The sequence below is a fragment of the Brevibacillus centrosporus genome (assembly GCF_003710815.1).
GTDB lineage: Bacteria > Bacillota > Bacilli > Brevibacillales > Brevibacillaceae > Brevibacillus > Brevibacillus centrosporus.
This window is the reverse complement of the sequence record NZ_RHHP01000050.1, coordinates 16,639-35,483: the sequence shown is the minus strand read 5'-3', so window position 1 is coordinate 35,483 and position 18,845 is coordinate 16,639. Positions and strand designations below refer to the sequence as shown.

15 protein-coding genes and 1 pseudogene are annotated in these 18,845 nt (G+C 49.5%); 14 read left to right on the top strand and 2 right to left on the bottom strand.

Annotated features, from left to right (window positions below; translation table 11 throughout):
• Positions 1–20: 20 nt before the first annotated feature.
• The 6 genes and pseudogenes from EDM55_RS28555 to EDM55_RS28530 form a co-directional block, all read left to right on the top strand.
• Positions 21–239, top strand: a complete 219-nt coding sequence (locus tag EDM55_RS28555) for a DUF5317 family protein (RefSeq protein WP_259676115.1) — start codon at positions 21–23, stop codon at positions 237–239.
• The gene (locus EDM55_RS28550) at positions 223–1,560 is read left to right on the top strand and encodes an HD-GYP domain-containing protein (RefSeq protein ID WP_122961994.1); all 1,338 of its coding nucleotides are present in this window, start codon (positions 223–225) and stop codon (positions 1,558–1,560) included. Before EDM55_RS28555 ends, EDM55_RS28550 begins: the two co-directional genes overlap by 17 nt.
• Before the next feature lie 118 nt (positions 1,561–1,678).
• Positions 1,679–2,113 (top strand): DUF4760 domain-containing protein, encoded by a 435-nt coding sequence (locus tag EDM55_RS28545; protein WP_122961993.1) that lies wholly within the window; start codon positions 1,679–1,681, stop codon positions 2,111–2,113.
• A gap of 252 nt (positions 2,114–2,365) precedes the next feature.
• Positions 2,366–3,625: an argininosuccinate synthase gene (locus tag EDM55_RS28540; RefSeq protein ID WP_092275573.1), complete on the top strand. Its 1,260-nt coding sequence runs from the start codon at positions 2,366–2,368 to the stop codon at positions 3,623–3,625.
• Positions 3,622–5,079, top strand: a complete 1,458-nt coding sequence (argH, locus tag EDM55_RS28535) for an argininosuccinate lyase (protein WP_122961992.1) — start codon at positions 3,622–3,624, stop codon at positions 5,077–5,079. The genes EDM55_RS28540 and argH overlap by 4 nt, the downstream gene beginning before the upstream one ends.
• An 81-nt stretch (positions 5,080–5,160) precedes the next feature.
• A pseudogene (locus tag EDM55_RS28530) lies at positions 5,161–5,805 on the top strand (YfcC family protein); the annotation flags it as partial.
• A 53-nt stretch (positions 5,806–5,858) separates the two neighbouring features.
• Here the strand turns inward: EDM55_RS28530 and EDM55_RS28525 are convergent.
• Positions 5,859–7,016, bottom strand: a complete 1,158-nt coding sequence (locus EDM55_RS28525; protein ID WP_092275580.1) for an iron-containing alcohol dehydrogenase — start codon at positions 7,014–7,016, stop codon at positions 5,859–5,861.
• Positions 7,017–7,297: 281 nt separating this feature from the next.
• Here EDM55_RS28525 and ftsE point away from each other — a divergent pair, with 281 nt between their 5' ends.
• The 7 genes from ftsE (at position 7,298) to EDM55_RS28490 (ending at position 15,700) form a co-directional block, all read left to right on the top strand.
• Entirely contained in the window at positions 7,298–7,984 is a 687-nt protein-coding gene (gene ftsE / locus EDM55_RS28520) for a cell division ATP-binding protein FtsE (RefSeq protein WP_092275583.1), read from the top strand.
• The gene (ftsX, locus tag EDM55_RS28515; RefSeq protein ID WP_122961991.1) at positions 7,974–8,870 is read left to right on the top strand and encodes a permease-like cell division protein FtsX; all 897 of its coding nucleotides are present in this window, start codon (positions 7,974–7,976) and stop codon (positions 8,868–8,870) included. Before ftsE ends, ftsX begins: the two co-directional genes overlap by 11 nt.
• A gap of 24 nt (positions 8,871–8,894) precedes the next feature.
• A complete protein-coding gene (locus tag EDM55_RS28510; protein WP_122961990.1) occupies positions 8,895–10,094 on the top strand; it encodes a murein hydrolase activator EnvC family protein in 1,200 nt (399 codons plus the stop codon).
• 92 nt (positions 10,095–10,186) lie between these two features.
• Positions 10,187–11,659, top strand: a complete 1,473-nt coding sequence (locus tag EDM55_RS28505; protein WP_092275592.1) for a S41 family peptidase — start codon at positions 10,187–10,189, stop codon at positions 11,657–11,659.
• A 104-nt stretch (positions 11,660–11,763) separates the two neighbouring features.
• Positions 11,764–13,032: a PDZ domain-containing protein gene (locus EDM55_RS28500; protein WP_092275595.1), complete on the top strand. Its 1,269-nt coding sequence runs from the start codon at positions 11,764–11,766 to the stop codon at positions 13,030–13,032.
• Positions 13,033–13,140: 108 nt separating this feature from the next.
• The gene (locus EDM55_RS28495; RefSeq protein WP_122961989.1) at positions 13,141–13,854 is read left to right on the top strand and encodes a hypothetical protein; all 714 of its coding nucleotides are present in this window, start codon (positions 13,141–13,143) and stop codon (positions 13,852–13,854) included.
• A 127-nt stretch (positions 13,855–13,981) separates the two neighbouring features.
• On the top strand, positions 13,982–15,700 hold the full coding sequence (locus tag EDM55_RS28490; RefSeq protein WP_122961988.1) for a hypothetical protein: 1,719 nt from the start codon (positions 13,982–13,984) through the stop codon (positions 15,698–15,700).
• Positions 15,701–15,752: 52 nt separating this feature from the next.
• Here EDM55_RS28490 and EDM55_RS28485 read toward each other — a convergent pair whose 3' ends face one another.
• A complete protein-coding gene (locus EDM55_RS28485) occupies positions 15,753–16,685 on the bottom strand; it encodes a flagellar hook assembly protein FlgD (protein ID WP_092275604.1) in 933 nt (310 codons plus the stop codon).
• 178 nt (positions 16,686–16,863) lie between these two features.
• Here EDM55_RS28485 and uvrB point away from each other — a divergent pair, with 178 nt between their 5' ends.
• Entirely contained in the window at positions 16,864–18,840 is a 1,977-nt protein-coding gene (uvrB, locus tag EDM55_RS28480; protein ID WP_092275607.1) for an excinuclease ABC subunit UvrB, read from the top strand.
• Positions 18,841–18,845 lie beyond the last annotated feature (5 nt).

Here is an 18,845-nt window from a genome sequence, read left to right as displayed (position 1 = left end):
TATGGTGCGAAAGTTGAGTTATTAATGGCACAAATTTTAAGCATAATGTACTGACGGAGGCTTCCAATCTTCCGTTTTTAACGGATGTCATCTATATGCCGTCTATTATTCCGCGGGTTATTAGTATTGGGGACATTTTTATTATGTTAGGGGCATTTTTACTTATTCAGCGCTTAATGAATAAACCAATCTCATTATTACAACTCCGAGAAGGAAAAAGTTATGCGACAAAAAGCTGATATTCTAATCTTCATAAAAGGTATTATTGTGCAATTTGGTTTTGCAATATCAGCCATACTTATATTTGCTTCTTCCTTGTCTGAATGGGAACCGCGTGATCACTGGGGAGTATTATGTACATATACTCTCCTCACCATATTTTCTACTTTTGCACCGATTCGATTGTCAAATACGATATTAACCTTAAATAATGCTGTGATTTTTTCAGGTATACTACTCTTTGGTTCTTGGGTCGGTGTATGGTCTGCGGTTATTGAAGCGCTGATTATTGGGTTTTTGATTCGGTTTAACCCATCTAAAGCTTTGGCCAATATTGGTCAATTAATGATGACTATATGGGTAGTAGACCAGTTGAAGAATTGGCTAGGCAGTTTTGAGGCATTTTCTCCAATCATTACAGATCTTTCATTAGCGGTCATTTACTGGTTCGTAAACCTCACCCTCTGTGGGCTGGGTATCTCCTATTTTTATAAAAGTAATTGGATTACAACGATAAAAGACATGGCAAGAGGTTTTACTTCTACATATTTACTGCTTATGATATTGGCTGGAGTGGGAGCACGTTTAGTTGAGTCATACGGCCCGCTTACGCTGATTCCTATGATGGCTGCATTTATTACGATCAGTGTTGTGTTTCATCATTATTATGACAGTATTCAAAAGCTTCATCAAAAGGTTGAGGAAGCAAAATCGTTTAACCATCGCTTTTTGACCACTATGGCTGCCTCTATTGATGCAAGGGATCGTTACACAAGCGGACATTCACAAAGAGTCGCCCATTGGGGTAGAGAAATCGCCAGGAAAATAGGGATGTCATCCGAAAAAGTCGAGGAAATATATGTAGGCGGCATTTTGCATGATATCGGGAAGATAGGTATTGAAGATGAAATTCTGAATAAAAAGGGCAGATTGACGCCTGAGGAATACGACAGAATCAAACAGCATACCGTCATCGGGTACGAGATCATTTTACAGGCGGGAATGTTCAAGGAGCTGCTTCCGGCGATTCGTTCTCACCATGAACGAATTGATGGTAAGGGCTATCCGGATGGGCTCGTCGGTGATGAAATTCCGTTGATGGCGAAAATATTGGCGATTTCTGATGCGTTTGACGCGATGGTTGCTGATCGACCATATCGAAAAGGCCTGCCTGTTGAGGAAGCGCTAAATGAAATCAGGCGTGGATCGGGCACTCAGTTTGATGAGATATTGGCAGTTCATTTCATCGAGATTGTAGAAAGACTGCCGCGGGAAGAATTGGAGAGCATTATCAGCCAAGAAACCCAAAGCCAAAAACAGTTACAGGAGGCGATCCATTAACGATGCCTTTTCTGTAGCTGTTTTTGTTTTTGGGAAGCGCATGCGTTGTTCGCTTGCATCACGAATCAATAGCAGACATACTGGTAGGGAATGGAAATGTCGATGAGGTGATAGAGAAATGATTCCTACCTATCAAGATGCGGATATGATGGTAAAGCTTTATGAGCAGTATGAATCAGAGCGGCTCAGGAAAGCAAGAGCGTGGTTTATAGCTGTTCTAGGGGAGAAGGAAGAAATAGCACCCGAAATATTTTGGAAGAAGTATCCACGAACAGGTGAAGAATTCTCGCAGTTTACGACGCTCTACGGTTTTTTTGAAATGGTTGGTGTATTGCATAAAAACGGTCTTATACATTCTGATCTCTTGTTTGATATATGGTATATCAATGGGTTTTACAGTCGGATGTATCCGATCATCGCCTCGTGGAGAGCGGAGGGGGACATCCATATCGCAGAGAACTTCGAGCGCCTGGCGTTAGCTGAGCTGGAGTGGATTCGCAAGCATAAAGGTGTAGAGTTTGTCCCGCAGGTGTCGTATACAAAGCATGAATAATAGAGCATAAAACAGCCGGACGAGTGATCCTGTACGGGGATGCTATTTTCCTATCCCGTACACAAGAAGCTATGGCAACACCAAAACCTTGGTGCAGCTTAGCTTTCTCACAGGTCCGGCTGCTTTGTTTCTGTCTTCCTAAAATTGCACGGGGAAAAAGTAGAGGACAAATAAGAAAAGTGGTTGTATTTTTATTAGTTCGTTTGTATAATTACTCACATGAATAAATCTTCGGAACAGGGAGAGAGAACGATGGCAAAAGATAAAATTGTGTTGGCCTACTCGGGCGGCTTAGATACATCCGTAGCAATTAAATGGCTCCAAGAAACATACAACTTCGATGTAATTGCGGTAGCACTGGATGTAGGGGAAGGGAAAGACCTGGATTTCGTACAGAAAAAAGCGCTGCAAGTCGGTGCGCTGAAATCAATCGTCGTTGATGCGAAGGAAGCATTTGCAGAAGAGTTCGTATTGCCTGCATTGAAAGCAAACGCGATGTACGAAGGAAAATATCCGCTGGTGTCTGCGCTGTCCCGTTACCTGATTTCGCGCGTACTGGTAGAGATCGCAGAAAAAGAAGGCGCTGTTGCTGTTGCTCACGGCTGCACAGGGAAAGGAAACGACCAAGTACGTTTTGACGTATCCTTCACAGCGTTGAACCCAGATATCAAAATCGTAGCTCCCGTGCGTGAGTGGGGCTGGACTCGCGACGAAGAAATCGAATATGCGAAAAAGAACAATATTCCAATCCCGATCGATCTGGATAATCCATACAGCATCGACCAAAACCTGTGGGGCAGAAGCTGCGAGTGCGGCGTACTGGAAGATCCATGGGCTGCTCCTCCAGAAGGTGCGTATGATCTGACAAAATCCATTGCAGATGCACCAGACGAAGCAGAGGAAATCGAAATCACTTTCGTACAAGGGAAGCCAACTGCACTGAACGGTGAAGAGCTGCCATTGTCCGAGCTGATTTTGAAGCTGAACAAAATCGCTGGCAACCACGGTGTGGGCCGTATCGACCACGTAGAAAACCGCTTGGTCGGTATCAAATCCCGTGAAGTATACGAAACACCTGCAGCAACTACATTGATCCTGGCTCACCGTGAGCTCGAGTTCCTGACTCAGCCTCGCGAGGTAGCATCGTTCAAACCAATCGTGGAGCAAAAGCTGGCACAGGTGATCTACGAGGGTCTCTGGTACTCGCCAATCCGCAATGCAGTTCAAGCGTTCATCGAAGAAACACAAAAACACGTAACAGGTATCGTACGTGTGAAACTGCACAAAGGTCATGCGATCGTAGTGGGCCGCAAATCCGCTTCCTCGCTGTACAGCCATGAGCTGGCTACCTACAATGCAGGTGACCAATTTGACCACAAAGCAGCGCTCGGCTTCATCAAGCTGTGGGGTCTGCCAACCAAGGTATACGCACAAGTAAACGAAGGTGTCTTGCATGAGAACATGAATACAGACATCAAGATCTTGGACGAAAAGGATGCGATCAAGCAATGAAACTCTGGGGAGGACGCTTCACGAAGCCGACGAATCAGCTCGTAGAAGAGTATACTGCTTCTATCTCTTTCGACCAGAAGATGTGGCGTCAGGACATCGTCGGTAGCCTAGCACATGTCGCTATGCTGGGGAAGTGCGGTATCCTGCCGATGGAGGAAGTACGACAAATCATTGCTGGTCTGAAAAAAGTAAAAGAAAAGATCGAGCATGGGCAAGCCCCGTTCCTCGTTGCTCATGAAGATGTTCATATGAATATCGAAAAGATGCTGATTGAGGAAATCGGTCCGGTGGGGGGGAAACTCCACACCGGCCGCAGCCGCAACGACCAGGTTGCACTCGATATGCACCTGTTCCTCCGGGAAAAGCTGATGGAGATTATCCAGCTGGCAATGTATCTGCAGGAAGCGATGATCGAGCAGGCGAACCAGCATCTGGACACCGTAATGCCAGGATACACTCATCTGCAGCGTGCGCAACCGGTTCTCTTCGGCTACCATCTGATGGCGTACGTATCCATGCTGCAACGTGATATCGAGCGGATGACAGAGACCTGGAAGCGGGTAAATGTGCTGCCACTCGGAGCAGGTGCATTGGCTGGGACTACATTCCCGATCGACCGCGCCTTTGTAGCAGAGCTGCTGCAATTTGACAATATCTATCAAAATAGCATGGACGCAGTCAGCGATCGCGATTTCATCGTAGAGTTTTTGGCAGACGCTTCTCTCTTGATGGCGCATCTCTCTCGTTTGTGCGAAGAGCTCGTGATCTGGAGCAGCCAGGAGTTTTCCTTTGTAGAGCTGGATGATGCCTTCTGCACAGGCTCCAGCATCATGCCGCAAAAGAAAAACCCGGATGTTGCGGAGCTGGTACGCGGAAAAACAGGTCGCGTGTACGGCAATCTCGTTGGTCTGTTGACCGTTCTCAAAGGCTTGCCGATGGCGTACAACAAAGATATGCAGGAAGACAAGGAAGGCATGTTTGATACCGTTACTACAATCCACGGTGCACTTGCTCTCCTGACGCCTATGATTCAAACCATGCAGGTGAGAACCGAGCGTATGCGTCAGGCAGTGACCAATGACTTCTCGAACGCCACAGACTTGGCAGACTACCTCGTACGCAAGGATATGCCTTTCCGTCAAGCGCATGAAGTCGTAGGCAGAGCAGTTCTGTACTGCATTGAGCAGCAAAAGTATTTGCTGGATCTGTCTGTGGAAGAGTTCCAAAGCTTTTCCGAAGTGATCGGCGAAGACGTATACGAGGCGCTTGCGGTTGAGACGGTTGTCAACGCGCGCAATGTCTTGGGTGGTACGGCTCGCAATCAAGTGGAACAACAGATCGAATGGTATCGCAGCAAGCTGGTTGATACCCATGCATGGGTGGACACCAACAGCCAAAAGGTTATGATCGAGGCGTTGATTGACATCGGTGCACCGGTGCAGCGCGCTTTGTAAAAGAAAAAAGCGGATGGGCGATGAGCCTGTCCGCTTTTTCATGTGCCGAAAGGGAGCATCACTCCTTTCCCGTCCGATAGCGGTTCAGCTGCAGGAGATCTGGATAGCAACATTCTCTTTACCCTGCGCCACAAGCTGACGCTGGCATTCACTGGGATTGTGTTAATTGCCTTTATTGCATGTACCATTTTGTTCAAATGGGACGTCAACGAAATGGCCGGAATCTTTATCTTTATTGCGATTGGTGTAGGCTTGATCAACAAAATGAGCCTCGTTTATGGTGCGTTGATCGTGGGGATGGCCCGCTCGATCACGGTCATTTTGGAGGATGGAAAGTTCCTGGATACCATCGTGTATGGACTTGCTACCCTCTTGGAGTCGCTGTCGCCGATGGCAGGAGCAGTAGGAATGTTCCTGGGAAGCGCTGCCTTGCACTTCCTGATCTCGTCAGGCTCAGGGGAAGCCGTCATGCTGATGCCGCTCCTCGCGCCGCTGTCTGACCTCATGAACATCACGCGTCAGGTTGCCGTAGAAGCGCTGATGCTCGGAGAAGGCGTGGTCAATTGTATCAATCCGACCTCAGGGGTGTTGATGAGCATTCTCGCCATCAGCGGAATCTCCTATGGCAAATGGCTGAGGTTCATGCTCCCGCTGACTGCGATATGGACGGTTTTGTCGATTGTTTTCGTCATGATCGGTGTTGCGATCAACTGGGGACCCTATTAAGAAACAACAAGAAAGCCGAACTCCTCATGGGGAGTCCGGCTTTTTTCGCGTGGTTAAAGCGACATGCGCAGGATTTCCGCCACATCTTCGCTGGTAAGCTTCTTGAAGCTTCCGATTGGACCAAATGGCGTTGCTTTTTCCGCCATCACTTGCAGCTTGTCGTCGCCGATTTGGTAGTCAGCGAGGCGAGTAGGAGCGCCGATACGTGCGAAGAAGGCTTCTACGGCAGCAATTCCTTCGAGAGCGACTTCCTCATCTGATTTTCCGGTTGGATCGACATTCCATACTTCAACGGCAAAGCGAGTGAAGCGGGCCACATTTTCACGATAAACGTAGCGCATCCAATTCGGGAAGATGATCGCCAGTCCGCCGCCATGCGGGATGTCGTAAATAGCACTGACGGCATGCTCGATAGAATGGGTCGCCCAATCCGTCTCAACACCAACAGGCAGGGTTCCGTTCAGGGCCATTGTCCCGCAATACAGGATGTTGGCACGCGCGTCGTAGTCCTCTGGGTTTTCCAGTACACGCTCTGCATTTTCAATCACGGTTTTCAGGATCGATTCGGCAAAGCGTGTCTGCAAAGGAATTTCCGGTGTATGACTAAAGTATTGTTCAAACACATGTGACATGATATCGCTGATTCCGTAAATCGTCTGATCGCGGGGAACCGTGAATGTATTTTCCGGATCGAGAATGGAGAACGTCGGGAAGGTGGTCGTGCCTCCGTGCTTTTCTTGCGTCTCCCAGTTGGTCACTACGCTGCCGCGGTTCATTTCAGAGCCGGTAGCTGCGAGAGTCAGCACCGTTCCCAGCGGCAAAGCTGCCTGTGGCTGTGCAACTCGCGAGTAGAAGTCCCACACATCTCCCTCATAGGGAACACCCACTGCTACTGCTTTGGCTGCGTCAATGACGCTTCCGCCGCCTACTGCGAGAATCCAGTCAACGCCTTCTTGACGGCAAATCTCGATTCCTTTCTTTACCGTACTCAGTCGAGGATTTGGCTCTACACCAGGCAGTTCAAGCACGCGACAACCCGCATCCTGCAACAGGGAAACGGTTTTGTCATATAAACCGGAGCGCTTGATGCTTCCGCCACCGTAAACAATCAGGACAGTGGACCCAAGCTGTTTGGCCTTTTCTTGCAAGAGGGAAAGCTGACCCTTCCCGAAAATAAGCTCTGTTGGATTGTGATAAACAAAGTTGTTCATCGTGCATGGCTCCTTTCTAAATCAAACTTCTTTTATTGTATCCCACGGATCGGAAAGCAGGCTAGGCTGCGATGTGCGAATTAAAACGGTTTCGACAAGAAATGAGAGATTTAGTGGATACCATACACGAAACAGGGTGGTATAATAGGTACGATGGAAATTTCCGCTGTTTTTGTCGATACGCAGGATAGAGCGGCAGTGGATGGCAGAAGGTTTGGGTTTTCGTCGAAATTTAAAAGATCAAGAGATAGATGGATCTGACATTGTAGGATGTGATGGGCATGATCGAGATGTTTGACGTATGGAAAACGTACCCCAATGGCACAAATGCGCTCAAGGGTGTAAACATTCGCATTGAAAAAGGTGAATTCGTGTATGTCGTGGGTCCCAGTGGTGCAGGGAAATCCACGTTTATCAAATTGATGTACCGCGAAGAAAAGCCTTCAAAAGGCCAGATTTTTCTGGGCGGCTTCAACGTAAGCCGGATCAAGGAAAGACAGATTCCGCTGGTACGCCGCAGCATTGGCGTCGTATTTCAAGATTTCAAACTGTTGCCGACACTCACGGTATTTGAAAATGTGGCATTTGCCATGGAGGTTATCGAGAGCAATCCGAAGCAGATCAAGCCTCGCGTGATGGATGTGCTGGGCTTGGTGAAGCTGAAGCACAAAGCGAAAATGCTTCCAAACGAGCTCTCCGGTGGGGAGCAGCAGCGCGTCGCCCTGGCACGTGCGCTTGTCAACAGCCCTGGGATTATCATTGCCGATGAGCCGACCGGTAACCTGGACCCTGAGACATCGTGGGAGATCATGAAGCTGTTTGAAGAAATCAACCAGCGCGGCACGACGGTCGTCATGGCAACGCATAACCGAGAAATTGTAAACACCATGAGAAAGCGCGTTATCGCGATTGAAGCGGGACAAATTGCCCGTGACGAGCAGAGAGGGGAATACGGTTATGAAGATTAGAACGCTGGGACGCCATGTCCGTGAAGGGGTAAAAAACCTCGGTCGGAACGGCTGGATGTCGTTCGCTTCAATCAGTGCCGTTACCATTACTCTTTTCATTCTGGGAGTTTTCCTCGTCCTAGCGATGAACGTCAACTCCTTTGCTCAATCGGTGGAAAAACAGGTAGAAATCCGTGTATTCCTCGATGTTTTGGCAACGAAGGAAAACGTCACACAGGTCGAGCAGAACATCAAGACGATCGACAAGGTGGAGTCGGTCACATTTATCCCGAAAGATGAAGGATTGAAGCAATTTAAAGAAAGCCTCGGGGAAAAGGCTTATTTGTTTGAAGGACTGGAAAAGGACAATCCTTTGCCGGATACCTTTGTCGTAAAAACCAAGGATCCAAAGGACACATCCGTAGTTGCAGCGCAGATCAAAAAGCTGCAGTACGTGAAAAACCTCAATTATGGGGAAGGAACGGTTGAAAAGCTGTTCGCCTGGACGGGAGCGATCCGCAATGTCGGGATTGCCTTTATCATCGGGCTTGGGTTTACCGCGATGTTCCTGATCGCCAATACGATCAAGCTGACGATTGTCGCTCGTCGCCGCGAGATTGAGATCATGAAGCTGGTTGGGGCGACGAACTGGTTTATTCGCTGGCCTTTCTTTGTAGAAGGGCTCCTCATGGGAGTTCTGGGTGCTTTGATTCCTACGGCCATGCTGACGGTTGGCTACTACTATTTGCTGGATGCGATTCAGTCAAGCTTTGAGGCTGCCCAACTGTTCAAACTGTTGCCACTGTTCCCGCTGGTTTATGAAGTGGCACTTGCTCTGATTGCGATTGGCGCATTTATTGGCATCTGGGGCAGCTTGGTGTCGGTTCGCCGATTCTTGCGGGTTTAATTCAGGAAATGTGGGAGGAGTATCATGAGGAAAAAGATTATATTGGCACTCTTGATAACCGGTCTGGTAACCGGATCTGCAATCCCGACAAATGTGAGCTGGGCAGCGAGCAAGGCATCTTTGGATAAAATCAATCGGGAACTCAAAGAGATTCAAGCCAAGAAAGAGAGTCAAAAACAGCAGGTGAAACAGGTCGAACAGAAGATCAGCGCCGTGCAAAAAGAGCAGAAAGACCTGCAAACCGAGCTGATGCAGATCGATTTGCGTCGAAACGAGACGCAGAAAAAGCTGGACAAGCTCGAGACGCAAATGGATGAAACAAAGGAAAAGGCAGCCGAGGCGCAGGACAAGCTCGATGAAGCAAAGGATCGCGTCGCCAAGCGGGAAACCCTTTTGAAAACACGTGTGAAGTCCATGTATGAACGCGGAAATGTATCCTATCTCGACGTACTGCTCGGTTCTTCTGATTTCGGGGATTTTCTCACCCGAATGGAAGGCCTGCAGATGATTCTGGAGCAAGACACACGAATTCTGGAAGACAACATACGTGATAAACAGACGATCGAAACGAAAAAGCAAGAAATTGACCATCAGCTGACAGTGTATGTAGACATGTTTGATCAGGCGGAAAGCCTCAAAGCCGAATTGGACAAGCAGTACAAACAGAGCCTCGTGGTCAAAGCGGAATTGAAGAAAAAAGAAGATGCGCTGGAAGAAGATCTGGAGCAGTACGGACAGCAGCTGCTCGCTTTGACCAAGCAGGAATCGGCCAAATACGCAGAACGTGTCCGTGCAATGAGTACAAGCTCCAGTGGGTATAAGGGCGGAAAGCTCGGTCTGCCAGTCGCGGACGGCAGTTTCCGCTTCAGCTCCGGCTTCGGGATGCGTTCCGACCCGTTTACAGGGCGCTCAGCTGGGCATAATGGTGTTGATATGGCAGCGCCAAAAGGTACCACGATTATGGCTGCAGCAGCAGGGGTAGTTATCTTTGCAGGCTATTCCAATGGCTTCGGAAATACGGTCATGATCAAGCACAACTCAGAAATTACCACTCTCTATGGGCACATTAGGGAGGGCGGAATTAAGGTTTCTGTGGGACAATCAGTAGAGAGAGGGCAAAAGATTGCTGAGGTCGGTTCTACTGGTCGTTCAACTGGTAACCACGTACACTTTACGGTCTATAAGAACGACGTTGCTGTCAATCCGATGCCGTATCTCAAGTAAGAGAAGATCCGGTCTCGCAAATATCGCTAGCGGAAATGGCATACACTAGCAGCATATCTTTTTGCCGGTAGCACAAAGGATGGTGACGCGAAGTGAAATGGAAGGGACGTACCGTATTTGCGCTTGTGCTCGTCTCGATGGTGGCCAGCAGCTTTTTGACCATGTCGATGATGAAAACATCGGCAAATGCCAACGCGAGTCAAAGTGGGTCGCTCACAGCATCAAGCAGCACCCTATTACCTAGCAGTACAGAGTATCCGCAGGAGTTTAAAAAGCTGTATGAGGCATACTCTGCGATCAAGAAGGACTACATCCAGAATGTCACCACGGACCAGCTGGTAGAGGGTGCGATCGGCGGCATGGTGGGCTCTCTGGAGGATCCGTACAGTGACTACATGGACCCACAGTCGGCGGAAGAGTTTACATCGACCCTGCATTCGACGTTCCAAGGGATTGGGACAGAAGTGACGCTGCAAAACGGCAGAGTAACGGTGGTATCTCCGTTCAAGGACTCGCCAGCGGAGCGTGCCGGGCTGCGTCCCAACGACCAGATCATCAGTGTAAACGGTGAATCGTTGGAAGGGCTGGACTTGCATGAGGCCGTGACCAAAATTCGTGGACCTAAAGGGACGAAGGCTGTCCTGAAAGTCGTGCGTGCAGGCGTGGCAGAACCGTTGAACATTGTCTGCGTACGGGACGATATTCCGATCGAAACGGTCAACAGTCAAATCATTGACAAGAACGGCGTAAAAGTTGGTGTGATCGCCATCACCCAATTCTCTACAGATACTGCGAAGCATTTCAAAGAGCAATTGGCGAGCCTGGAGAAACAGGGCATCGGTGGTTTGGTCATCGACGTGCGTGGAAACCCGGGCGGTTATTTGCTTGCAGTGAAAGAAATCGGAGAAGTGCTCGTTCCGAAAAAGGGCTTGATCGTCCAAATCGAATACGGAGCACACGGCCAACAAAAAGAAGAGTATCGCTCGACGACCGACGCAGCGAAGCCATATCCGATCTCGCTTCTGATCAACGGTGGCAGCGCCAGCGCTTCTGAGATTTTGGCAGGTGCTCTGCGCGATAGCGGCAATTACAAGCTGGTCGGTGAGAAGAGCTTCGGGAAAGGTACTGTCCAAAGCACCATGGAAATGACGGACAAGAGCCAGCTGAAGCTTACGATCGCGAAGTGGCTGACACCGAAGGGAGATTGGATTCACAAAAAAGGAATCGAGCCTGACTTCAAGGTCACGCAGCCTGCTTACTTCAACGCCACTCAGCTTCCAGCAGACAAGGACCTGGCTCGCGACATGGCAGGAAATGATGTGAAAAACCTGCAGCTGATTCTCACAGGATTGAATTTGTCTCCGGGTCGGGATGATGGATACTTCGACGAGAAAACAGAGCAGGCGGTCAAGCAGTTCCAGACCGCGCACAAGCTGCCGGCGACGGGAAAAGTGGATGCAGCAACTCGCACACAGCTGGAAGACAGCTTGCGTGAGACCATGCGCAAACCAGAAAACGATTTGCAGCTGCAAAAAGCGCTGGAGGTCGTCAGTCAGCCAAAATAATCCAACCCTTTGAGGCAGGGAATTCCCTGACATTCGTAGAAATGGTTAACCACGGTAAATCACATGCCGTGGTTTTTCTTTTTCCTTTTGAGGTGGTGAGACAATTGGCGATACAGGCAGACATGCTCTCCATTGTGTACGGATTGGCTGCCATTTTTCTCAATCCGATTCTTTATTTGTTCCTGATATTTATTTATCTGCACTATCGACGGCAGATGAATCTGGAAAGACAACTGTTCGCAGTACGTATTCAATCGCCTATGCTCCAGACGATCCGTTCGGTAGGGATGGGAATCACGGCGGGCTTGTTGATTTCCGTGCTTGCGGGCGCTCTTGGAGTCGTCGTGCAGGTTCAGGATTTGTGGTTGCTATGGGGATTGGCGATCGTGATGGCGCTGATCCGTTTACGTTTTCTCTGCTTCGCGTATGCGGCAGGCTTGCTGACGCTTTTAAACGGCATTGCGCAAATCATCCATGTTGGAAATACGGTACCGGTAATTGGCCCCTTGTGGGAGATGCTTGGACAGGCAAAACCGCTTCCTCTTCTGGCATTGGTCGCGATCATGCACTTGATGGAAGCCATGCTCGTTCGTTGGAATGGCGGTCGGGATGCCTCGCCACTCTTCATAGAAGGGAAGCGCGGTCGAATTGTCGGCGCGTACCTGCTGCATTCCTTTTGGCTGACTCCGCTGGTCATGTTTGTTCAAATGGATAACGGAGCGATAAGCGGATCGATCTTTCCAGGCTGGCCGCTATTTTGGCCGGAAGCGTCCACGTTTGGCTTGATGCTTTTGCCGACAGTGACTGGGTTTTCCGATATGACGCAATCCATGACGCCCAGACAGAAGTCTTCACAAATCGCAAAGCAGCTAGCTCTTTACTCCGTTATTTTACTAGGGCTCTCCGCACTTGCCATCTGGTTGCCTCCTTTGATGCTCTTGGCTGCCTTGTTTGCCATTGTGGGGCATGAAACGTTGTTCTACATCAGTCAGGTGCAGGAGAGAAAGCGCACCCCGTACTTTATCCAGTCTTCGCGAGGGATCAAGGTCATGGGAGTCATCCCTGATACACCTGCAGATGAGATTGGTATCGTACCTGGGGAGATTATCGTAAAAGTGAATGGGATCAACGTTCGCAATAAGGAAGATCTCTACCCGGCCCTGCAGGCGAATTCGGCCTTCTGCAAAATGGAGGTTCTGACGCATGATGGCGAGCTGAAATTTGTGCAGTGCGCCGTTTATGCTGGCAATCACCATCAGCTGGGCATCATCGTCGTGCCGGATGCCCGCACGAGTGTTTACGTAGATCTAAAGCGCGCAAGTGTTGTAGAGCTGATCAAGCAGAGGCTGGAAAAGCTGCATATAGGTGCATAGAGGAAAAAGCGGGAGTGACGATTACGTCGCTCCCGCTTTTGTGTACTGGGAACTTCCTGGGAACTAACGTAACGTGGTAAAATTTGGTTAATCGGAAAGGGAGTGAGAGTGATTCCTTTGAAGATAGCGGTTGTCCTGGTGTGTTTCTCATTACTTTTGGGAAATATCCAGACGCAAATAAAACAAGATTCAGATAAAAACGGGAACTGCGTGAACAAATTGTCTGAGTACGATGGCTTTATCATGTGGGACAGCCTAGAGTACGGAAAAAGCTATCATTCAGAAACGAACGGATTAATCCGCGATCTTAAAGTGGGGGAAGTAAGATTTACGATGGCAGGAATGGTTTGCCCAGGGTACCAAATGAAGAACGGAGATGCAACGCTCGCACCAATAGGCACTCCTATTTATCGTGTAAAGGGTTATTCCGAGAAATTCAGATTACTTGTAGGCGATGATTTGTATGAAGTAAGGCATAATCCAGATGCGTATTCGCTCGGAGACTTATTTGATATCAAAGGAAAAGTTTTTAAAGTTACTTTGGAAACTGATGAAGAGAATCCGATCATAAAGGATTTTACAGATGACGCTTCAAAACAGTTCATGGAGGAGCTACTCAAACTAAAATACGTTGGATTTCAACAAGTATATAAATCAAGGGGTGGTCTTAGCGGAGAAAAGTATTTCATTAGAATATACCTTCAGGATCGTTCCAGTGTACTGATTTCTTATTGGATAGATGAGAACGTTCTGACTCCAGGAGTGTATGGCAATGAAGTCACTCAAAATATCGTAAGGAGTCAGATAGATTCACTCCCGTAAGGACTAAACGAGTAGAACCTGAATGCATGAAATCTTCAATAGAATTTTTTTTGCGGAATAGCACGTTTATTCAGAAACAAAAACCGCGATCGTGCGTCTCAACCTTAGAGGAAAAAAGAGGGAGTGAATGTTGACCGTGGGAATGCTTCGTAAACCTGCCCTGTGTGTACTTACCAGTGCGCTAGCGGCTGTCAGTCTTTATACTTCACCGATGATGCCGACACCTTATGCAAAAGCAGAAAATCTCGCGCCAAGTACGCTTGCAGCTGCTGCAGCTGCAGCTGTACCTGTTCCAGTTGAAGTGGCCAAAGGCGTCCAGCAGCTTGTACGGCTGATTCCGGAATTATCCCAACGCATTGTGTCATTCGGTGGAGATGTCGATGGGCCTGGAGTAAGCGGTGTTCAAGTCATATTTGCAGCAACGGCAGCAGATAAAGAAACGTCCACGGATCGAGCTATATTTGATCCAACGACAGGGAAGTTGCTGAATCTGAATCTGCAGCCGAAAGCAGCACAAAAGCCCGTCGCCATGACTGATGAGCAGGCCAGAACCAAGGCATCCGCATTTGTAGCAGGCTTGCAAGCAGGTGGGAGCGCATACCAGCCAAAAGAAATTACACGAGAGTCCTCGCTCACGACAGTTCGACTGGTGAGGACCGTAAACAACGTGGTCTTAGATGACGCCTATGACGCTTTCGTTTCCTTCGATGCTGCAGGCAGAATCATTTCTTTTCGAATGTTTGATGGCAGGCTTTATGAAAAAATAAGCTTGAGCGCTCTCCCTTCCGCCAATCGTGTCATATCCGCTCAGCAAGCCGTGGAAAAGTACAAGGAAAGCCATCCATTGGAGCTCATTTATTTACTCCCTAGCCAATACAGCTTGGGCAACCCAGTTCAAGCCAAACTGGCCTACGTAGTCAAAGATGGCGTCATCACACAGTCGCATACGGGCAGTGCGCTGGATGCCTTTACGGGTAAACGATTGGGCAATCCGTCTCCTGCTCAGCTGCAGCCTGCGAAAACGATTGCGGTGAACGGAACAGGAGAAAAGTGGGTGGCTCAGTCAGAGGCGCAAGCGAAAGACATCGTGCGGAAACTGCTGCGCGTGGAGCCTGAGAAGCTGCCGCTGGCAACCTACACGGAAGCATACGGCGATGGGCAGGAGCGGCGCCTGTATATTTGGGGACATTTTGCAGAGGGAACGGCCGATCAGGACAAGAGGTTTCAAATGGGGCAAATCCCTGCGGGTGTAAAAGCGAATGAACGCCTGCATGTTCTCGTGGAGACAGACGCTACAACGGGCCAGCTGCTTCGACTCGAGATGAGCGATGGCACCAGTGTCAGCGCGAAGACAGATAAAGCAAGGGACTGGAGCGCAGCGGAAGCGACACTGAAACGCCTCCTGCCTACAGGAACCAGCCAGGTACGTGTGCGAGATGTGGGGAATGACCAATCCACGCTGATCACCGCCGATCTGATGATCAATGGACTCCCCGTCTATCAAGCCGACCAGATTGTAGAGGATGGCATGTATTCGCTGCGCGTGGATTCCGCTACGGGAAAAGTGATTCAGATTCAAATGAACAGGCCAACAGAAATCATCGCCCCTGCCCAAACAAAGGCACTGATGGAGCAAGGGGCCGTCGAACGCTTGCTGAAGGCGTACCCGCTGGAGCTCACGTATATTCACCAGACGGATTTGCAGTCAGGGGCCATTTCGTGGAAGCTGGGATACGACCTTTCTTTCCGCCAGACGAGAGCGCATTGCTTCTGTGGGGTAGAGAGCAAGGTTGATCTCACTGTTCATCTGGATGCAGTGACAGGGCAGGTCATCGTAAAAGAATAGAGTACAAAAAATCCGCGCTCATCCTGAGGGAAGAGGGCGGATTTTGTTTGGTTTAAACGGCTTTCGCTTCGTAGCCGGTAATTTGACTGAGGGACACTTTCTTTCCATCCTCCAGCACGAATTCGACCAGTCCGTTTTTCATGCTGACGGCTTGGATCACACCATTTAGGCTGTTTGTAGAAGTGCTTCCGTCAGTGTTGGTTTGAGGATCATTGTAAGTAATGGTGTAACCAATCATCTGGGCGTACTGCAGGGAATTGCTCATTGCCTGGTTATCCGGCTTGACGCTCATCCCCACGATCTCATCCAGCTTCACAGTATTGCCGTTGTCCAGCGTGAATAGGGCCGTGCCATCCTTCATGCTAAAGCCTGTGATCACGGCATTTTTGACTTCGTCGACGGTAGTGACATCGTCTGTTGTAGCCGGGTTTCCATCTTTGTCGACCTGCGTGGTCGCTTTATAGGAGATGGTATTGCCGATCATATCCATGTATTTCAGGCTGCTGTCCAGTGCATTTCCGGTCATGCCCTGCGACTCCAGCCCCTTAATGTCTGCCAGCGGGATCGGGTTCGATTCGTTCTCGAGACGGAAGTAGATCTTGCCATTGTCCATATAGACAGCTTGGATGACGCCTTCTTTGGTTTCTGTCGAGGTATCACCGGTAATTTCATCAGCGGTGGTCAGTTCATAGGTAGCCGTTCTACCGACCAGAGACTCGTATTTTTCCAAGGTGAGCATGCTGTTGTTGGATTGTTCCATCAAGCTTGCCATCCGTGTCATTTTTTCCACCATGGTCATCATGCTCGTCTGTTGAATAAACTGTGAGTTATCCATTGGAGACATGGGATCCTGGTTTTTCAGCTGCTCCAGCAGAAGCTTCATGAACGCATTGTTATCGAGCTCCGTGGAAAATTCCTTTTTTCCTTTATAACTGAGGTGGGAAGGCACCATTGAGCTATTGCTTACCGTAGTGTTATCAGACATGTCGAGACTCCCTTCCTGTACGGGTCTTTCCGTGCGGGCATGTTCTTCCACTATCAGTATCGGAAAAAGGGTGCGACGGGTAAAGACAAACATTTGTTCGAATTTCGGCTTATTTTTGTACGTATTGTGTTATAATGGAAATAGATAACCTTTTTGTAATGAGGAGATGAACGAGGGAATGGAGCGTTTTGAATTGGTATCGGAGTATCAGCCGTCCGGTGACCAGCCGACTGCCATAGCTGAACTGGTGGCTGGTATTCAGGCAGGCAAGAGGCACCAGACCCTCTTGGGTGCGACAGGTACGGGAAAGACCTTTACGGCAGCCCAGGTGATTGCTCAGGTGAACAAGCCGACGTTGGTCATGGCGCATAACAAGACGCTGGCGGCACAGTTGTGTGCAGAGTTCAAGGAGTTTTTTCCGAACAATGCCGTTGAATATTTCGTCAGCTACTACGATTACTATCAGCCAGAAGCATACATTCCCCAATCGGATACGTTTATTGAAAAAGACTCCAGCATCAACGACGAGATCGACAAGCTGCGCCACTCGGCGACCAGCGCTTTGTTCGAGCGTCGGGATGTCATCATTGTCGCTTCTGTTTCGTGCATTTACGGCTTGGGTTCTCCTGAGGAATATCGGGAGCTGCTCTTGTCCTTGCGCGTCGGAATGGAAAAGGGCCGTGACGAGATCCTGCATCGACTGGTCGACATCCAATACAACCGCAATGACATCAATTTCATCCGCGGTACATTTCGGGTTCGCGGAGACGTCGTTGAGATATTCCCGGCCTCACAGAGCGAGCAGGCCATTCGCGTAGAGTTTTTCGGAGATGAAATCGAGCGGATCACAGCCATCGATGTACTGACCGGAGAGATCCTGGGCCAGCGTGATCATGTCGCGATTTTTCCAGCGTCCCACTATGTGACGCGGGAAGAAAAAATGAAGCTCGCTGTACAGAGCATCGAGGCGGAGCTGGAAAAGCGTTTGGCCGAGCTGCGCGAAGCAGGAAAGCTCCTCGAAGCCCAGCGGCTGGAGCAGCGCACGCGCTACGACGTGGAAATGATGCTCGAGATGGGCTTCTGCTCTGGGATCGAAAACTACTCCCGCCATTTGACGGGCTTACCGGAGGGGCATGCGCCGTATACCCTCATTGATTATTTTCCGGATGATTTCCTCCTCATGATGGATGAGTCTCACATGACCTTGCCGCAGGTTAGGGCGATGTACAACGGAGACCGTGCGCGCAAAGAAGTGCTGGTCGAGCACGGCTTTCGTCTGCCTTCCGCCAAGGACAACCGACCGCTCACCTTTGCGGAGTTCGAAGCCAAGATCAAGCAGGCCGTTTACATTTCCGCTACACCTGGTCCGTATGAAATGGAGCATTGCTCGGAATTTGTACAGCAAGTGATTCGGCCGACCGGTCTGGTCGACCCAACGATCTCGGTGCGTCCGATCAAAGGCCAGATTGACGACCTCATCGGAGAGATTCAGGCGACGATTGCCAAAGACGAGCGCGTACTGGTGACGACTCTTACGAAAAAGATGTCGGAGGACTTGACGGACTACTTGAAAGAAGTGGGGATCAAGGTACGCTACCTCCACTCCGATATTAAAACGATCGAACGGATGCAGATTTTACGTTCGCTGCGCTTGGGTGAATTCGATGTTCTGGTCGGGATCAATCTGCTGCGGGAAGGTTTGGACCTCCCCGAGGTATCCTTGGTGGCGATTCTCGATGCTGACAAGGAAGGCTTCCTGCGCAACGAACGTTCCCTGATTCAGACGATTGGCCGTGCTGCGCGAAACGCGGAAGGACGCGTGATCATGTACGCGGACAAAATGACGGACTCGATGACCGCCGCTATCCGGGAGACAGAGCGCAGACGTTCCATCCAGGAGGCGTACAATGAAGAGCATGGCATTACGCCGCAAACGGTGAAGAAGGCTGTTCGCGACGTGATTGAAGCGACCAAGGTGGCAGAAGAAAAAGCGGATTACCTGCCACACGAAGAATTCAAGAAGATGCCTAAGAAAGACCGCCTAACGGTGATTGCACGTATGGAAGAAGAAATGAAAGAAGCGGCCCGCAACCTCATGTTCGAACGCGCGGCGGAATTGCGCGACTTGGTACTTGAGCTGAAGGCCGAACTCTAAGGAGA

What these genes read in the sequence shown, in the direction of transcription:
- argH (WP_122961992.1), top strand. Translation starts at nt 3,622, where the DNA reads ATGAAACTCTGGGGAGGACGCTTCACGAAGCCGACGAATCAGCTCGTA.
- EDM55_RS28510 (WP_122961990.1), top strand. Translation starts at nt 8,895, where the DNA reads ATGAGGAAAAAGATTATATTGGCACTCTTGATAACCGGTCTGGTAACC.
- EDM55_RS28550 (WP_122961994.1), top strand. Translation starts at nt 223, where the DNA reads ATGCGACAAAAAGCTGATATTCTAATCTTCATAAAAGGTATTATTGTG.
- EDM55_RS28490 (WP_122961988.1), top strand. Translation starts at nt 13,982, where the DNA reads ATGTTGACCGTGGGAATGCTTCGTAAACCTGCCCTGTGTGTACTTACC.
- uvrB (WP_092275607.1), top strand. Translation starts at nt 16,864, where the DNA reads ATGGAGCGTTTTGAATTGGTATCGGAGTATCAGCCGTCCGGTGACCAG.
- EDM55_RS28540 (WP_092275573.1), top strand. Translation starts at nt 2,366, where the DNA reads ATGGCAAAAGATAAAATTGTGTTGGCCTACTCGGGCGGCTTAGATACA.
- EDM55_RS28545 (WP_122961993.1), top strand. Translation starts at nt 1,679, where the DNA reads ATGATTCCTACCTATCAAGATGCGGATATGATGGTAAAGCTTTATGAG.
- ftsE (WP_092275583.1), top strand. Translation starts at nt 7,298, where the DNA reads ATGATCGAGATGTTTGACGTATGGAAAACGTACCCCAATGGCACAAAT.
- EDM55_RS28485 (WP_092275604.1), bottom strand. Translation starts at nt 16,685, where the DNA reads ATGTCTGATAACACTACGGTAAGCAATAGCTCAATGGTGCCTTCCCAC.
- EDM55_RS28525 (WP_092275580.1), bottom strand. Translation starts at nt 7,016, where the DNA reads ATGAACAACTTTGTTTATCACAATCCAACAGAGCTTATTTTCGGGAAG.
- ftsX (WP_122961991.1), top strand. Translation starts at nt 7,974, where the DNA reads ATGAAGATTAGAACGCTGGGACGCCATGTCCGTGAAGGGGTAAAAAAC.